We start from the raw sequence: 17,335 nt of genomic DNA on the forward strand, positions 1-17,335 counted from the left end.
AATCACAATAAGTAAGTGTTCAGAAATAGCGTAGGAAAAAGCCTTGAGAACAAGGCGGAGCTTTTTGATAAGTAGTTATTCTACAATCAAAAATTGTAGCTCAGTTATCAAGCGTTTTAACAAGCTAGGCTGAGCAATTATTTACTACGATTGGTTTTGAGTCGTCTCCTAACGGTACTCTTATGTCAAAAACCAAACAGCCAGTGATCATTGAGCATGCTAGCGACACACAGAATAAGCATGAGAAAAAGCCTCATATTGCCGACAGTGCCAGCAGAATGCTGCACATCGCACAAAGCTTCGGCCTCGATTCCTTAATTAGTCATAGTGCCAAGCCAAAGGATAAAGCTGAGAGTACGCTTATCGAACGGGCACTATTGCGAGAGAAAAAACGTAGAGAGCTTCGCCAAAAGAACCTAGAACAGATTCTAAAGTTGGCGCACTCTTCATGTAAGGATGAAGCGGCTGGAGACCCGGATCAGGACTGGCTATACCGTTTCTTCGACATGGCACAAGAGATCCACAATACATCGATGCAGAGGCTATGGGCTCAAGTACTGAAACGAGAAGTCACCAACCCAGGCTCGACGTCGATGAAGGCACTGCAAATCTTAAAAGACATGACGCCAAAGGAAGCACTGACCTTACAAAGAGCAGCTTCATTAGGCTGCAGTTTTGGTAGCGATAACAGCAGAAAGCTCTTACTCGGCTTTAAATCTCATGCTGGGCTATTCAACTTTGGCAAAAGGGACACCACCAACACCATCAACCTTGGTGGGCACAACCTGCCCTACTCCAGCTTGCTCCACTTGATAGAGCTCGGGATTATTCTGGGCACAGAATTAGAATCCGGAGAGATTGATTTCGATCCAGCCCTGCACCTAACCTATCAAGGTAAGAGCATGTCACTGGCACCATTATCAAAAGGCGTGAAGCTGGTTTACTACCGATTCAGCCCTACAGGCAATGAGCTTTGTACCTTGCTCGGTAACAAGCCAAACACGCAGTATTACGATCAACTGATTGCACTATTGAGCCAGAAATTCACAGTACAGACAGAAGTGAAAAGCAGCGTAAATTACACCGTCTAGACACTCGACGGAGCTAAAATAGACGGTGTAAGAAGTGAAGTATTAAGAGGAATAAAGAGAATCTAGAGGATAGGTTTCTTGTCTCGGTAAACTAAGGCTGCACTACTTATCAGTCATGAATAAGTCGATAAGTAAGTGAACAGCCTTAGTCGTACCAACGATCTCAATTGGCTAAAATATTTCGCTTCTCCAACGCATCAATACACAGTTCGACCAATTCATCGAGTGTCTTCTCACCTGCAGGTAGATCAATCTCAGGGCTCAGAGGCGCTTCGTACACTGAACTAATACCTGTGAAGTTCGGGATTTCTCCGGCACGTGCTTTCTTATACAGACCTTTAGGATCACGCTGTTCGCAAACCTCTAATGGCGTATTGACGAACACCTCAAGAAACTCACCTTCCGGCAATAAATCTCTCACGAGTTGCCTTTCAGCTTGATGCGGAGAAATAAAGGCTGACAACACGATCAAGCCTGCATCTGCCATCAATTTAGCAAGCTCACCAATACGACGGATGTTCTCTCGACGATCTTGCTCAGAGAAGCCAAGGTCACTACATAATCCATGACGCACATTGTCGCCATCCAATAAATAAGTATGGTAACCAAGCTGTGCCAAGCGATTTTCTAATGCTCCAGCGACTGTCGATTTACCAGAACCAGACAACCCCGTGAACCAGAGCACGGCTGGCTTTTGTGATTTCAGATCCGCGCGAAATGTTTTATCAATCGAGTGTTGATGCCACACAACATTCTCATCTTTGGATTTGAGTACTGCGGTCATAATTAGTCCTTTAAATAAACAGCATTAAAATGGGAAAAAATAAGGAATTAGGGTCAGCACCAAGCCCGAATATACAATCGAGATTGGAATGCCGATACGCAGATAATCCGTTAAATGGTAATTACCTACGCTATAAACAAGTAAGTTGGTTTGGTAACCGTATGGAGAGATAAAACTGGCACTGGCACCAAACAGTACCGCCATGATGAACGGCATAGGGTCAACGCCATAACCTACTGCCATACTGTAGCCAATCGGAAATGAGAGTGCTGCAGCCGCATTATTGGTCACCAGCTCTGTCAAAACCAAAGTCATAAAGTAGGTAGCAACTAACGCACCGAATACGCCCCAGCCATTAAACGCCTCCATAAACATCAGCCCCATCCGCTCAGATAAACCCGATGAAATCATCAGTTGAGCAATAGAAAGTGCAGAGCCCACGATCACCACAATATCGACTGGGAAACGGCGGCGGAGCTCACCCAGTTGCACCACGCCAAATGCCACCAGCAACAGTAGAAAACCAGCTAAGCCTTTGATAATAGGTACTGCATCGATAAGGGCTAAACCAATCACGCTAGCAAAGCCGAGCAACACGAACGTCGATTTGTCGGCATCAAGCTTGGCACTCGAATCTAAGTCATTCATCAACACAAACTCTTTGTTGTGTTGTTGGCGCTGTTCTTCAAAGCGTTTACCTGGAACCAAAATCAAGGTATCACCAGCGGTCAATGTGATATTCCCTAGCCCACCTTCTAGGCGTTCATGGCCACGACGAATAGCAACCACAACCGCATCGAAACGATCTCTAAATTGGCTGGTTTTCAGGGTTTTGTTACAGAAGCTTGCCGACGAACTCACCACCACTTCAACAAAGCTCTGGCCATTCAAATGATGCTGACCAAACAGGGTTAAACCTTGGATTTCTTGCAGTGTTGCAACACTCTCTACATCACCACAAAACAGCAATCGGTCGCGAGCTTGAAGAATAAAATCAGGGTCAATCGACGCGGTGGTTTTACCGTCTCGAATCACTTCGGCTAAGAACAGTTTTCTAAGAGCTCTAAGATTATTTTCACTGACGCTACGGCCAACTAATGGAGAACCTGGCTCAACTCGCGCCTCGAGAAAGTAAGGCAGATCATCTTGAGAACCATCATCGTAGCTGGGTAGAAAATAGCTAAGAGGAATAAGGATCAATACCCCACCGACCAAAACCGCTAAACCGATCAAGGTAGGTGTGAAAAAGTTTAAGCTCGGTAAACCTGCATCTTCAACAAAACTATTGATGATCAAATTGGTAGAGGTGCCGATCAATGTCAGGGTGCCACCTAAGATGGCAGCGTATGACAAAGGGATAAGTAACTTAGACGGCGCGTGCTGTTGATTACGTTTGATCGCCCCGATCAAAGAAACAACCACCGCGGTGTTATTAGTAAAAGAAGAAAGTAACGCTGTAGAAATACCCAACTTCGCAACCACGGTACCTAGCCTACCTTCAGAGATATTGCGGCTAACCCAGCTGATTAAGCGAGTTTTCTCCAACGCACTTGATGCGAGGATCAGAAGAATTAAAGTCAGTAACGAGGAGTTAGTGAAGTTATTAGCCAAGCTCGACAAGTCGATCATGCCAGCCATAAAAGCAATAAACGCCGCGCCAGCAAAGATAAAGCTTGGCTTAATACGGGTAACGAGCAGGCAAGTAATGATGCCGAGCAAAATCGCTAATACAAATCCTTGTTGCCACATATACCCGTCCTTTATGGCGGAAACGATCGGTTTCCGCCTGATTCAATAAGCTGTTACTTGGTCGTTTATGACTTCAGTAGTTGGCTTAGATCTTTGGCATCCCAATGAGGGAAATGTTTGCGAACCAATGCGTTGAACTCAAGTTCAAATGCAGAGAAGTTACCGACTTGCTGTTCAACAGAGTCCAAACGGTCTCGAATCAAACCCGCGCCAACCGTCACGTTGGTTAGTCGGTCGATAACGATGAAGCCACCGGTATCGGCACTTTCACGGTATTTATCCAGCGCGACAGTCTCGTTCAGTGACCATTCACACAAGCCAATGCCATTCAATGGCAACTCATCGACAGCGTGAGTCGATAGGTTGTTGATGTCGTATTGGTGACGAACCGTTTCAACCTGACCAACGGTTTTCTTGCCTGCGATCTTGATGTCGTAAGCTTTGCCCGGTTGCAGTGGTTGCTCTGTCATCCACACGATGTCAGCCAATACGTGGTTAGTGGATTCAATCTGCGCGTTTTCTAGCACAATCAAATCACCACGACTGATATCAATCTCATCTTCAAGAGTCAGTGTTACTGCCAAGCCCGCTTGCGCAGACTCCAAATCACCATCAAAAGTTACAATGCGTGCAACCTTAGAGGTTTTACCCGACGGCAGCGCCTTGATTTCATCACCGACACTGACACGGCCAGAGGCAACGGTGCCAGCAAAACCGCGGAAGTCTAAGTTAGGACGATTGACGTACTGAACTGGGAATCGGAATTCACCTGCCGAACGCTTTTGGTCAATGTCGACGTTCTCTAACACTTCTAGCAGAGATGGGCCTTCGAACCATGCAAGCTCTTTACTTGGTGCAGCAACGTTGATGCCTTCAAGCGCCGATACTGGCAAGATCTGAATATTGGTTTCGCCTTCTAGGTTTTCTGCAAACTCTAGGTATTCATCGCGAATTTCTTCAAAACGATCTTGCGCGTAATCCACGAGATCCATCTTGTTTACAGCAACGATGAAATGCTTCAAACCAAGCAGGTTAGAGATAAACGAGTGACGACGTGTTTGATCCAGAACGCCCTTACGAGCATCAATCAAGATCACCGCCAGATCACACGTTGAAGCGCCTGTTGCCATATTGCGCGTATACTGCTCATGCCCAGGAGTATCAGCAATAATGAACTTACGTTTTTGAGTCGAGAAGTAGCGGTAAGCCACATCGATCGTGATCCCTTGCTCACGCTCAGCCTGCAGACCATCAACAAGCAGTGCCAAATCAGGTTTCTCACCTGTCGTTCCCACTCGTTGGCTATCCGAGTGAACCGCCGCTAGCTGATCTTCATAAATCTGTTTTGTATCATGGAGTAAGCGACCGATTAGCGTACTTTTACCGTCATCTACCGAGCCACAAGTTAAAAATCTAAGCATAGATTTATGCTGATGCTGACTTAGATAACCTTCAATCCCTAGTTCAGCCAATTCGGCTTCTACTGCACTATTCATTTTTCTTTCCTTAGATTCTTAGAAATAACCTTGGCGCTTTTTCAGCTCCATAGAGCCCGACTGATCATGGTCAATCGCTCGACCTTGACGCTCACTAGACGTCGCCACCAGCATCTCTTCAATAATGCCCGTTAGCGTATTCGCCTCAGATTCAACCGCTCCGGTTAATGGGTAACAGCCTAAAGTACGAAAACGAACGCTTTTCTCTTCAATCACTTCACCTTCTTGCAGCTCCATACGGTCATCATCAACCATGATCAGCATGCCATCACGCTCAACTACAGGGCGTTTGTCTGAAAGGTAAAGTGGAACAATATCGATGCTCTCTAGATAGATGTATTGCCAGATATCGAGCTCAGTCCAATTAGATAGCGGGAAGACACGAATGCTTTCGCCCTTATTAACCTGACCGTTGTAGGTGTGCCAAAGCTCTGGACGCTGGTTTTTTGGATCCCACGTATGGTTCTTATCACGGAAAGAATAAACACGTTCTTTCGCACGAGATTTTTCTTCATCACGACGCGCACCACCAAAAGCCGCATCGAACCCATACTTGTTTAACGCCTGCTTAAGGCCCTGTGTTTTCATGATGTCAGTGTGCTTCGAAGAACCATGTACAAATGGGCTACAACCCATCTCAATACCTTCTGGGTTCTTATGTACTAAAAGGTCGAAGCCGTACTTTTTAGCCGTACGATCACGAAACTCAATCATCTCGCGGAATTTCCAATCCGTATCTACATGCAATAGCGGGAATGGAATCTTGCCTGGATAAAACGCTTTGCGAGCTAAATGAAGCATCACAGAAGAATCTTTTCCGATGGAGTACATCATCACTGGGTTATCAAACTCAGCCGCCACTTCACGGATAATATGAATACTTTCCGCTTCGAGCTGTTTTAGGTGGGTTAAACGTTCTTGGTCCATTTCAGTGCTTCCTTTAAGGCTCGCGTTACGAGCAATTCATTACTTGGTCTTGCCAAGCATGGGATTTAACTCATCCACTTGAGTGAATGGGAGTATTGGCACTAGAAGAAAACAGAAGCTTCGTGTTGAGCTATCCTTGCTATTCGTCTGCCTGATACGTCCTTGATATAGGCATTATGACGAGCCTCTCATATTACTGGAAATTCTAAAATTTCATTTTTTATTCGAAAAGCTGATAAGGGATTGAATTTATCGATAAGCAGGTGAAATGAATGGACTAATATTATCGATATCAGTTGCACATCGATTAATCAGGTTTGGGAGGCGTCTTGCAGAACACCATAAAGTAGTCGATCTAAGTCACGAATTAACATTCGTTGTAATCATTGTTTCATTCCATTTTGTTACATTACGCAACGAATTTTCTACTATCCACTTTGGAGCTACAAAATGAAAGTTGCAATGAAACCTTTGTCATTGGCTGTGCTTGCGGGTCTTGGTTTGACTCTAGCAGGCTGTACAACAACACCAGATACCGATGAAGTGATTAAACTACGTGTCGTAGAGACAACGGACATCCATACCAACCTAATGGATTACGATTACTACAAAGACAAGCCATCGAAAAAAATCGGCTTAGCACGTACTGCAACTCTAGTAAAAGAAGCTCAAAACGAAGTAACCAACAGCGTATTAGTTGATAACGGTGACTTGCTGCAAGGTAGCCCAATGGGTGACTACATGGCAGACAAAGGCATCGAAGCAGGTGAAGTTCACCCTGCATACAAAGCTATGAACCAGCTAAGCTACGACGCTGCAAACATAGGTAACCACGAATTCAACTACGGTCTTGATTTCCTAGAAGAGTCAATCAACGACGCTGATTTCCCGTACATCAGTGCTAACGTTTACGACGCAAAAACCAAAGAACACTACTTCACACCTTACATCATCAAGACGCACACGTTTGAAGATACTGCAGGCGTAGAGCATGAAGTAAAAGTCGGCTACATCGGTTTCGTTCCACCACAAATCATGACGTGGGATAAGAAGAACCTTGAAGGTAAAGTAATCGCTCGTGACATCATTGAGACGGCTAACGAGTTAGTGCCTCAAATGAAAGCGGAAGGCGCTGAAGTTATCGTTGCTATCCCTCACTCAGGCGTATCAACTGACCCATACAAAAATGGCGAAGAGAACTCAACGTTCTACCTATCTGAAGTAGATGGCATTGATGCGATCGCATTCGGCCACTCTCACGCAGTGTTCCCAGGTAAAGGTTTTGATGACATTCAAGGCATCGACAACGAAACGGGCACAATGAACGGCGTTGCGGCAGTAATGCCAGGTCGTTGGGGTAGCCACGTTGGTGTTATGGACCTAACACTGGCACAAAAAGACGGTAAGTGGGAAGTCGTTAAAGGCCAATCAGAAGCACGCCCTATCTACGACAAGATCGAGAAGAAATCTCTTGCTGCGGCTGATGAAGGCATCGTAACAGCACTAGAAAAAGACCACGCTGGTACTCGTGAGTTTGTTAACCAACCGATTGGTAAAGCAGACGATGTGATGTACAGCTTCTTGTCTCTAGTACAAGACGATCCAACAGTTCAAATCGTTAACCTTGCACAGAAAGATTACGTTGAACAGTTCATCCAAGGTGACCCTGACCTAGATGGTACGCCAGTACTTTCCGCGGCTGCACCATTCAAAGCTGGTGGCCGTAAGAATGACCCAGCGAACTTCACTGAAGTTGAATCTGGTCAACTGACATTCCGTAACGCAGCTGACTTATACCTTTACCCGAACACACTAGTTGCGATGAAGGTAACTGGTCACGAAGTAAAAGAGTGGCTTGAGTGTTCTGCTGGTCAATTCAACCAAGTTGATGTTAACTCAACAGCACCACAACAGTTGATCGAGTGGGATAACTTCCGCACTTACAACTTCGATGTTATCGACGGTGTTGATTACCAAATCGACGTAACTCAACCTGCGAAATACGATGCAAACTGTAAAGTCGTTAACCCTGACTCACAGCGTATTGTTGGCCTAACTTACCAAGGTAAGCCAATCGACATGAAGCAAGACTTCCTGATCGCAACCAACAACTACCGTGCATACAGCGCTAAGTTCCCAGGCACAGGTGAAGACTTCATCGCATTTGATGCACCAGATGAGAACCGTACTGTTCTTGCAAACTACATCTCTCGCGTAAGCAAAGAACAAGGTCAAGTGAGCCCAAGCGCAGATAACAATTGGTCATTTGCACCAATCAAAACGGATAACAAGCTAGATATCCGCTTTGAAACATCTCCAAGCGACAAAGCAGCAGAGTTCATTAAAGAGAAAGGTCAATACCCGATGAAACGTGTTGCGACTGACGATGTTGGTTTTGCTGTTTACCAGATTGACCTAACTAAATAGATTGCTTAAGTAATCCATAGTTAACGTTCTGAAAGGCTGAGTTTTACGACTCAGCCTTTTTCTTTTCTTCTAAATGTTCAGCCCAAAGCCCTAATTTTCGAACGACAAACTCTCGTTCAACCCGCTTCCAAATGCCACGCCTTCAGCTTCAAAACAGCAGTCAAACAGCAGTCAAACAGCAGTCAAACAGCACGACTCAAACCACCAATTGAATGAATCCAACACAAAAAAACACTAATCAGCTGTAAGTTTTTATCTGCTCCTCCTGTCTATTTAATTTACTACACTCAATGAATGGTGGTTAAGCCATTCATCCATAGGATAGATAAGGACATTTAATGAGCACCGTCGAGAGCATTCAAGCATGGTTACATTCAGGGGAGGAGTCGCTGCTATGGCTGATGCTTGGCATCATCGCGCTTTCTTATCTGCTTGAAGATCTTGCGATTGTTACGGCGGCAGGTATCGCGACTCAAGGTCTAATACTTCCTCAATATGCGCTGCTTGCTATTTTCATCGGTATTGCCACGGGTGATCTCGGTCTTTATTACCTGGGTAAATCAGGACGTTACTTCCGAGGTGTTCGATATAAAGCCCTCACTAATAAGTACTTTCGTTCGCTTCGTACCAAATTACGTCAGAACGCATTCAGCAGCCTTTTTGTTATCCGCTTTATTCCCGGGCTTCGTACCGTCGGCTTTACCTTAAGTGGCTTTTTCGCCATCCCACTGCCTACTTTCTTGTTTGCCGTGATTAGTGCCACTGCGCTCTGGACTGGCATTGTCTTCTCTGCCATCTACTATTTAGGGACATCAGCGTGGCTGCAAGCCTCTGAATATCAATGGATCATCATCCCGTGTGCCATCGCTTTGCTGTTTATCGGCAATCGATTAATGAATAGAACCTACTCTAGAGGATTATCATGAGTTCACCGCAAGATATTCGCATCATTCCCGCACATCAAATTAATGCAGGTATGCCTCTGCTTGAAAAAGATACCGTGCGCAGTGTCTCTCCTTATGAGTTTCTTCCGACTTGGTTCTTCTACACGCCAGTGGTCATTCAAAGTCTGATGCAAGGGTTACGGCACTTTGACTGGGCACTTCCGCTCATCGCTAATCCAAGCATCAAACTCAGTGGTATGGTCGGCGAATCAAAGCACGAGATATTGAGCCTTGCCGGATCATCGAGTCAGCGTTGGATCTCTCCGTTTATTACCCTAACCAAAACGGATCTCAGCAGTAAAAAACAAGCCGAAGACGCACGCAGCGCACTCATACAATCAGATCTTGATTTCCCTATCGTGGCGAAGCCGGATCTTGGTTGTCGAGGTGTTGGCGTTAAGCTGATCAACAACCAAGTTCAACTTGAGCAATATGTCGAATCTTTCCCAAATAATGCTCGCTTTCTACTGCAAACAAAGGCGCCTTATCAAGCCGAAGCGGGTGTTTTCTATGTTCGTTACCCAAACAAAAAGCAAGGTGAGATCATCTCGATCACACTCAAATACGCGCCAATGGTGATGGGTGATGGCAAGTCGACACTCAAACAATTAATTGAAAATAGCCCGCGCGCTGGGCAACTCAGCCACCTGTATCTACCAAGGCATGAAGATAAATTGGATCAAGTGCTCGCAGAGGGTGAAGAGTTCCAACTCGCGTTCGCAGGTAGCCATAGCCGTGGCTGCATCTTCCGCGATGGCAATCAATACATCACTCGGGCTTTAACTGAACGTTTAGACGAGATATTCGATGACTTCGATGGTTTTCATTTTGGCCGACTCGACGTCAAGTTTAAGGACATGCACAGCCTAATGAACGGCGAGGATTTCACGATCCTTGAGGTCAATGGCGCAAGCAGTGAGGCTGGACATATCTGGGATCGCAACACCCCATTACGAGAGATATTTTCTACGCTACTCCTGCAATATCGCATTCTTTTTGATATTGGCGCTCAGCAAAAACAACGAGGCCACCAATCCCCTTCTTTCAAGAGCTTATTTGCGGCGTGGCAAGAAGAGCGACGTCTTGTTCAACAATATCCGACTACCGACTAACTTTGCACGAGGATCATGAATGAACCCCATAGCCCAACCGAGCGCCCTTACTTCTTTCTCTCCTAGTATCAAGGGAGCGGTAGAGATATTGAATCAGGGTCTAGAGTTTTTGTTAGCGATTTCTGACAGCGATTACCTGACACGAGCAAAGCCACACGTTACAAGCTCTATCGGTGAACATACTCGTCACACACTGGATCTTTTTCACGCCTTGATTTTAAAAGAGGATGAGGCCGTTGATTACAACACTCGTCGTCGTGGTCATCCTGTCGAATACGACCGCTCTATTGCAGTCAAAGAGATCCACTATGTGATCAACTGGCTTGAACGATTAGACCGTCGAGATCTCGAAGCGCCTATCATGATCCAAACCGAGGTTTCGATGGATGCTCAAGTGTTCGCAAGCCTGCCTTCAACGCTCGAAAGAGAGGTCACCTTTGCCGCACTGCATGCCAATCATCATTACGCGATGATCAAGGTGATCACCACCTTCCTAGACGTCGAGACCTGCAACACCTTTGGTTATGCCCCAACCACCAACAGCTATCTGAGGGAGCAATAATAATGTGTTCAGTATCTTGGCTGCTTGAAGAGAATGGTTATCAGGTCTTTTTTAATCGTGATGAACAAAAGACGCGAGCACTGGCAATGCCACCCAGACAATATCGAGTCAACGGTGTCGATATCATTATGCCACTCGACCCAACTGGCGGCGGTAGCTGGATAAGTATTAATGAATTCGGGCTTTCGCTATGCCTACTCAATAACTATCAAGGCACAGTGCCCGTTGGTCCTTTAGTAAGCCGCGGTTTGCTACTTAAAAACCTATCATCGAGTCGTAATATCAGTCAGCTATCTGAAGCGTTTCACAAGCTAGACCTACACTCTTTTGCCCCATTTACCTTGCTAGCTTTCGCGCCCAATCTAACCCAACACAATGGTCTGGTTATCGCCTACATGTGGGATGGTATTCAACAGAAAATAGTCGACACTGATTCTCCACTCTTCTCATCCGGTGTTGATTTAGAGCGAGTGCAAGCCTACCGACAAGCAAAATATGATCAGCTCATGGCGGCAGGTAAGAATCAACAGAACTTACTGATGTTCCACTCTCACCATCACAATGAGCAACCTCATTTAGCGACCTGTATGCATCGCGAAGACGCACATACCGTGAGCTTTACACACTTACGTAACCTGCATGGTCAAGCCTCTATGTTTTATGCACCCGGCTCACCATGCGAACCCATTAAACCATGTCAGATAAATCAGCAGCGCTTTACCTTTGATTTATCACCCGCAATCAATCTATAGATGGAGTCCATCATGAGAAAACTATTCACCATGGTTCTGCTACTTGTTAGCCCGTACGTATTTGCCGCCGATGAAATCTACACTGGTTTCTTTAGCAGTAAGGCGCTCGATGGCTACGATACCGTCGCATATTTCACTTCCGGTAAGCCCATTGAAGGCAGTAAAAAATTCAGCACAGAGTACAAAGGGGCGGATTGGTATTTCTCTTCTGAAAAGAATCTGACTTTATTTGTTAATAATCCTGAAAAATATGCCCCTCAATATGGTGGCTATTGCGCTTGGGCAGTATCAGCGAAGAGCGACTTTGCACCGAGTGACCCACATCAATGGACGATTGTTGATAACAAGCTTTACCTCAACTACGACCAAGAGATTAAGCAGCGCTGGGAACAAGACCAAGCACAGCATATTCAACAAGCCGATAAAGTTTGGCCGCAACTGATTAAGTAAGGTAATTTCATTATGATTGATAGTCCTTTTCGTTTACCACGTTACACGCCTTTTGGTTTAGGTGAGTCTGTTGTCGAGTGGGCAACTGGGCTATCTAAGCTAGACCGACTCTACCAAGATCGTAAAAACGAGTTATCTAGCTTCGAATTCATGAATTACACTCTGTCGGCGCTCAATATCGACTACTCGGTTGCATCGGGAAGCACGGAAAACATCCCGGAAGAAGGGCCAGTAGTCATTGTGGCTAACCATCCACTTGGTGCGATTGAAGGCGTGATCCTTGCTGATCTCGTAGGATCGGTAAGAAAGGATGTGAAGGTGCTGGCCAATGAGTTACTTAAGCGCCTGCCTGAACTGGATGATCTTTTCATCGGTGTCGATGTCTTTAACAGTAAAGAATCGAAACGCACCAATGCCAAAGCGATTCGAGATGCCAATCGTCATTTGGCTGATGGTGGACTATTGATTGTATTCCCAGCAGGTGAAGTATCAAGCTACCGTAAAGGGGCAAAAACACTGACAGACATCGAGTGGAGCAAGTCGGTAGCGAAATTCGTCAAACGTCACCAAGCCACCACGGTACCTATCTTTATCAATGGCAAGAACAGTGAGCTTTTCTATCAAGCGGGTCGTGTTCATCCACTGTTGAGAACCGCTCTACTCGGGCGTGAACTTCTTAATAAACAAGCGACAACTATCTCTATCTCGATTGGCTCATCGATTCCGTATTCAGAGATAAAATCGTTTGAAAAAGAGATGGATATCGTCAACTACCTACGACTTAATACCTATCTAATGAGTCAACAAGATAGTCCGAACACGCCAATCCACGCGCCCTCTTTCGATACCCAAGTGATAGCGCCTATTCCACCAGAAGTCTTATCAATAGAGATAGACTCACTCCCTGAAGAGATGAAACTGCTCGAGCAAGGGAACTTTGAGGTCTACTGCACACCAAGCCAATCCATTCCTAACTTAATGCGCGAGATTGGTCGAGTAAGAGAAGAAAGCTTTAGAGAAGTCGGAGAAGGCAGCGGGCTGGCCTGTGATTTAGATGAGTATGACCTTTACTACCATCAACTGTTTGTGTGGAATAAAACCAAGGCAGAACTGGTTGGCGCGTATCGACTCGGTATGGTCGACAAACTCATCGCTGAGCACGGGCTTGATCAGCTCTACTCTCGTAGCCTGTTTAACTACAACCAAGAATTCATTGATACTCTAGAAAACAGCATTGAGCTTGGGCGATCGGTAGTAAGTAAACCTTACCAAAAGAGCCTGAACTCACTGTTACTATTGTGGAAAGGCATTGCGACCTTTGTGTCTCGTCACCCTCAATATACCCATCTGTTCGGCCCAGTCAGTATCAGCAATGATTACAGCCACAATGCGCGTCTGTTGATCGCGACCACGTTATCAATCCACCATTATGATGAGGAAAAGGCGAATTTGGTTTCACCTTCGTCACCACTCAATACCAGCAGTCATGTGTTCTGGCAAAATCACCTGCTCTCTTCACTGGCGAGTGTGCCTCTGCTCTCTAAAGTGTTAGCACGCATGGAGCAAGGTAAAGGCCTGCCGGTACTGCTGCGCCAATATCTAGGGATGAACGGTAAACTGGTGTGTTTTAATGTCGACCCATCGTTTAATGATGCCTTGGATGGCTTGATTGTGGTGAACCTTAAAAAGGTACCACTGAAAACTCTGGGTAAATACATGGGCAGAGAGCTTGCTCAAGATTACCTAGAGCAACACGCACGCCGCTGATTTATCCCGCTCTGTACCTCTCTCCAAATAAGTGCGATGATTTCGGCACTTATTTGGGTTAGGTTATTTTCATGCACACCTCTTTTATCGAACAACTACAAAGCTTCGACTTCTCTGAAAGCCAGATTGAATCTCTAGTTGCTGTCGCCAAGCCACTTGAGTTGCCAACCAGACACATCTTGATCAATCAAGGTGAGATGGCGAGTTCAATCTACTTTGTACTTGAAGGCTTGTGCCATGCCTGCTACCTCACTGATGATGGTAAGCAATACAGTAAAGAGTTCTATTGGGAACAAGATTGGATCATCGGCTTTGAGAGTCTGATAAAAAGCCAAGCGTCCCCTTACCTATTAGAAACGCTGACTCCCATCACCATGTTAGAGCTGCCAATGAATGCGGTTATCGAGTGGCGTGCATCAAATAATCCTTTGTATTTAAAGCTGTTAGAAACACAGCTGATGCATAAGGAAAACAAAGAACGCTTCATGCTGCTCTATACACCAGAGCAACGTTATCAGCTGTTCTGCGAGCACTATCCCGACCTTGAGCAGCGCTTAAATGACAATCAAATTGCCGCTTATCTAGGAATCACCGCAATCAGCCTGAGCAGAATTAAAGGTCGAATTAACAATAGTTAATGCCAACAATCATCACGCATAGTACATTCAGAGCATCGATAATCTCTGGATGTAAACATGATCACTTGGCACTCAATTCCTTTTTCTGAACTCTCAACACAACAGCTTTATCAACTACTTAAATTAAGAGTCGATGTATTTGTGGTCGAGCAGACTTGTCCTTATCCAGAGCTGGACGGTAAAGATACACTCGCGGGTGTTGAGCACCTGCTTGGCTATGCTGATGAAGAGTTGGTAGCGTGTGCACGTTTATTACCACCAGGTACCTCTTACGACAACACCAGCATCGGTCGAGTCGCAACCAAGCAATCGGCAAGAGGTGGTGGCTTGGGGCATCAATTAATCAAAGAAGCATTAACACGCTGCGAGGCTCTTTGGCCAAATACGGCCATTGATATTGGCGCGCAGCAACACCTAGAAAACTTCTATGCGAGCCACGGCTTCAACACCATCTCGGATATGTACCTCGAAGATGACATTCCTCATATAGACATGAGATTAGAAAAATAATGACGAATATCACTGCCGGTATTCTATTGTTGGTTGCAGGTAACTTGTTTGCCTCGCTTTCCGACGTAGCGGTAAAGCTGTTAAATGGCGAAGTACCGCCCTTACAGTATATTTTTTTCCGACAGTTGATATCTCTGCTCATCATCACCCCTTTGTGGCTACAGCAGAAAAAAGAACAACGGCGCTTACAGCAGGCTAAGGTAACCTTCATTCGAGGTCAGTTAATTCTGATCGGCAGTGGGTGCATGGTGGTCGCGATCACTCACTTGTCTTTGGCAACCGCCAACGCAGTATTTTATGTCGCGCCTTTACTGATGTTGCCGCTCTCAATGTTGCTATTGAAAGAGCAACCGGCACTCGGCAAGGTTATCGGCACAACCATAGGTTTTATTGGTGCATTGATTGTCTTGAGGCCATCACAATTTCATTGGGCGGCACTGTTTGCTTTGGGGACAGCACTCACCCTAGCACTATTTAATGTACTCGTAAGAAAGCTTCCTAGTGAGCAAACGGTGGTCACTACGCTGTGGTGGACAACCTTATTCTCTATTCCAGCCTCATTAGTACTGTGCTTCTTATACTGGCAGCCAGTGTCTGTGGAGCATTTGGGATACATAGCCCTGAGTGCGACGCTAATCTTAAGTTACAACGGCCTTGCAGTTGCTGCCTATCAAAAAGCACACTCTAGCCAAATTGCCTTGGCTGAGTATTCAGGATTGGTGTTTGTCGCGCTAATAGGTGCAATATGGTTCGATGAGATTCCGGATACATTAACCTTTATCGGAATCATGCTTATCATCTTGCCACTCGCCCCTTTCAAGCGACCAAAAAAAAGAGCTAATGCTTAGCTCTTTTCTATCGTTTATCTGTGTCTGGTGAAGCGCTTTAACTCAGGCTCACTATTCATCTACTTACTGCGACCAAAGCCACCATCGGATAAGCGGAAGAACATCACCGAAGTGTCGCCTTTCTCTAGCTGAAGAATGTCCAACTGCCCAGTTTCAGCAAGTTTGAAACGAACCAGCTGGCCTTTACGAATTTGACTGAGCGGCTTATCTGCACCTTCAATTCGCACTAACGCATTCAAGTCAGACAATGGCAAATCGTTGTTTCGAAAAACCTGCGCTAACGTATCCCCTTGCTTAACAAGGTACTCCTGCCAATTTTTGTTACTCGGTTCTAATGAGCTGTTCTTGGCATTTTGCTGTTCGCTTAAGCCGACGGTGTTTATTTCAAGCTCAACGCGCGATGTTGTTGGAGCTGTGTCTACTTTAGGTTCTGGTAGCGGCACAAAAAGTAATATCAGTACGATCGGAGAAATCACCATCAACAGTCTTTGGTGTAACTTCGGCAATGAACCCCAAGTTTGCGCTGTCGAGGTTTTCATTTTCTTCACATCGATCGAACTCAATTTCTCTTTGACCTGATTCAGTCGATCCTTGAATTCTGCTAAGTGGTCAACTTTCTGTTTTTTCTTTTGACGACGATTCATACCACTGCGTCCTATACATTGAATAACTACAGTATAAAAACCAAAGTACCAACAGTATAGATCTTTCCGTCACAACAAGGCCCAAAGCGAGAAAATTGACATGGCTGTGATTTGGGCACGGTAAAGCGCAAGTGATCAGGGACTAGCCGTTTCTTCACGCTGCTAATACTGGTATTCTTACCCTTTTCGTACTGACAAAAAGAGTGACTTTTCATGTCTGAAGTAAAATTTGAAACTGTAGAGCAAAAAGCTAGCTACGGTATCGGTCTACAAATGGGCCAACAACTTGCTGGTTCTGGTCTTGAAGGCCTAAACGTTGACGCAATCGCTGCTGGTATCGCAACAGCTCTAGTTGGCGACATGCCAGCTATCGAAGTTGACGAAATCAACAACGCACTACAAGAGCTACACACTCGTGGTGAAGCTGCACGTCAAGAACTAGCTAAAGCTGCTGCTGCTGACGGCGAAGCTTTCCTAGCTGACAACGCTCTTCGTTCAGAAGTAACGGTTCTTGAGTCTGGTCTTCAGTACGAAGTACTAACTGAAGGTACTGGCGAAATCCCAACTGCAGACAAGCAAGTACGTGTTCACTACCACGGCGAACTAACTGACGGTACTGTTTTCGACAGCTCTG

At 45.5% G+C, this 17,335-nt stretch carries 17 protein-coding genes; 12 read left to right on the forward strand and 5 right to left on the reverse strand.

Annotated features, from left to right (window positions below):
- The first annotated feature begins 182 nt into the window (after positions 1-182).
- On the forward strand, positions 183-1,091 hold the full coding sequence (locus tag AB4329_RS03300; RefSeq protein ID WP_372137660.1) for a TIGR03899 family protein: 909 nt from the start codon (positions 183-185) through the stop codon (positions 1,089-1,091).
- Between the two features lie 163 nt (positions 1,092-1,254).
- Here AB4329_RS03300 and cysC read toward each other — a convergent pair whose 3' ends face one another.
- The 4 genes from cysC to cysD form a co-directional block, all read right to left on the reverse strand.
- Positions 1,255-1,875 (reverse strand): adenylyl-sulfate kinase, encoded by a 621-nt coding sequence (cysC, locus tag AB4329_RS03305; RefSeq protein WP_102427911.1) that lies wholly within the window; start codon positions 1,873-1,875, stop codon positions 1,255-1,257.
- Positions 1,876-1,899: 24 nt separating this feature from the next.
- Positions 1,900-3,624, reverse strand: coding sequence for an SLC13 family permease (locus AB4329_RS03310; RefSeq protein WP_017067554.1), 1,725 nt, complete (start codon positions 3,622-3,624; stop codon positions 1,900-1,902).
- Between the two features lie 65 nt (positions 3,625-3,689).
- Positions 3,690-5,120 (reverse strand): sulfate adenylyltransferase subunit CysN, encoded by a 1,431-nt coding sequence (gene cysN / locus AB4329_RS03315; protein WP_017058887.1) that lies wholly within the window; start codon positions 5,118-5,120, stop codon positions 3,690-3,692.
- 18 nt (positions 5,121-5,138) lie between these two features.
- Entirely contained in the window at positions 5,139-6,083 is a 945-nt protein-coding gene (cysD, locus tag AB4329_RS03320; RefSeq protein WP_226088532.1) for a sulfate adenylyltransferase subunit CysD, read from the reverse strand.
- A gap of 414 nt (positions 6,084-6,497) precedes the next feature.
- Here cysD and AB4329_RS03325 point away from each other — a divergent pair, with 414 nt between their 5' ends.
- The 10 genes from AB4329_RS03325 (at position 6,498) to AB4329_RS03370 (ending at position 16,057) form a co-directional block, all read left to right on the forward strand.
- On the forward strand, positions 6,498-8,474 hold the full coding sequence (locus AB4329_RS03325) for a bifunctional 2',3'-cyclic-nucleotide 2'-phosphodiesterase/3'-nucleotidase (protein WP_372103384.1): 1,977 nt from the start codon (positions 6,498-6,500) through the stop codon (positions 8,472-8,474).
- Between the two features lie 338 nt (positions 8,475-8,812).
- Complete coding sequence (locus AB4329_RS03330; RefSeq protein WP_017100018.1) at positions 8,813-9,400, forward strand: DedA family protein; 588 nt, start codon at positions 8,813-8,815, stop codon at positions 9,398-9,400.
- Positions 9,397-10,530, forward strand: a complete 1,134-nt coding sequence (locus AB4329_RS03335; RefSeq protein ID WP_372137661.1) for a D-alanine--D-alanine ligase — start codon at positions 9,397-9,399, stop codon at positions 10,528-10,530. The genes AB4329_RS03330 and AB4329_RS03335 overlap by 4 nt, the downstream gene beginning before the upstream one ends.
- A gap of 19 nt (positions 10,531-10,549) precedes the next feature.
- Positions 10,550-11,092, forward strand: a complete 543-nt coding sequence (locus AB4329_RS03340; protein WP_032545608.1) for a hypothetical protein — start codon at positions 10,550-10,552, stop codon at positions 11,090-11,092.
- Between the two features lie 2 nt (positions 11,093-11,094).
- The gene (locus tag AB4329_RS03345; RefSeq protein WP_017058882.1) at positions 11,095-11,844 is read left to right on the forward strand and encodes an NRDE family protein; all 750 of its coding nucleotides are present in this window, start codon (positions 11,095-11,097) and stop codon (positions 11,842-11,844) included.
- A gap of 12 nt (positions 11,845-11,856) precedes the next feature.
- Positions 11,857-12,294: a YHS domain-containing (seleno)protein gene (locus AB4329_RS03350; RefSeq protein ID WP_102333018.1), complete on the forward strand. Its 438-nt coding sequence runs from the start codon at positions 11,857-11,859 to the stop codon at positions 12,292-12,294.
- A gap of 12 nt (positions 12,295-12,306) precedes the next feature.
- Entirely contained in the window at positions 12,307-14,061 is a 1,755-nt protein-coding gene (locus tag AB4329_RS03355; RefSeq protein ID WP_017058880.1) for a lysophospholipid acyltransferase family protein, read from the forward strand.
- Between the two features lie 71 nt (positions 14,062-14,132).
- Positions 14,133-14,699, forward strand: coding sequence for a Crp/Fnr family transcriptional regulator (locus tag AB4329_RS03360; protein ID WP_017058879.1), 567 nt, complete (start codon positions 14,133-14,135; stop codon positions 14,697-14,699).
- 57 nt (positions 14,700-14,756) lie between these two features.
- Positions 14,757-15,209: a GNAT family N-acetyltransferase gene (locus AB4329_RS03365; protein ID WP_017058878.1), complete on the forward strand. Its 453-nt coding sequence runs from the start codon at positions 14,757-14,759 to the stop codon at positions 15,207-15,209.
- The gene (locus AB4329_RS03370) at positions 15,209-16,057 is read left to right on the forward strand and encodes a DMT family transporter (RefSeq protein WP_017058877.1); all 849 of its coding nucleotides are present in this window, start codon (positions 15,209-15,211) and stop codon (positions 16,055-16,057) included. The genes AB4329_RS03365 and AB4329_RS03370 overlap by 1 nt, the downstream gene beginning before the upstream one ends.
- Before the next feature lie 59 nt (positions 16,058-16,116).
- Here the strand turns inward: AB4329_RS03370 and AB4329_RS03375 are convergent, their stop codons facing one another.
- The gene (locus AB4329_RS03375; protein WP_017068022.1) at positions 16,117-16,701 is read right to left on the reverse strand and encodes a LysM-like peptidoglycan-binding domain-containing protein; all 585 of its coding nucleotides are present in this window, start codon (positions 16,699-16,701) and stop codon (positions 16,117-16,119) included.
- 213 nt (positions 16,702-16,914) lie between these two features.
- On the opposite strand from AB4329_RS03375, the gene AB4329_RS03380 reads away from it, so the two are divergent.
- A partial coding sequence (locus AB4329_RS03380) for an FKBP-type peptidyl-prolyl cis-trans isomerase N-terminal domain-containing protein (RefSeq protein WP_372137368.1) occupies positions 16,915-17,335 on the forward strand: 421 nt, incomplete at its 3' end.

It is taken from the genome of Vibrio sp. 10N.261.54.A5 (assembly GCF_041471145.1).
In the GTDB taxonomy this organism is placed as follows: Bacteria; Pseudomonadota; Gammaproteobacteria; order Enterobacterales; family Vibrionaceae; genus Vibrio; species Vibrio crassostreae_C.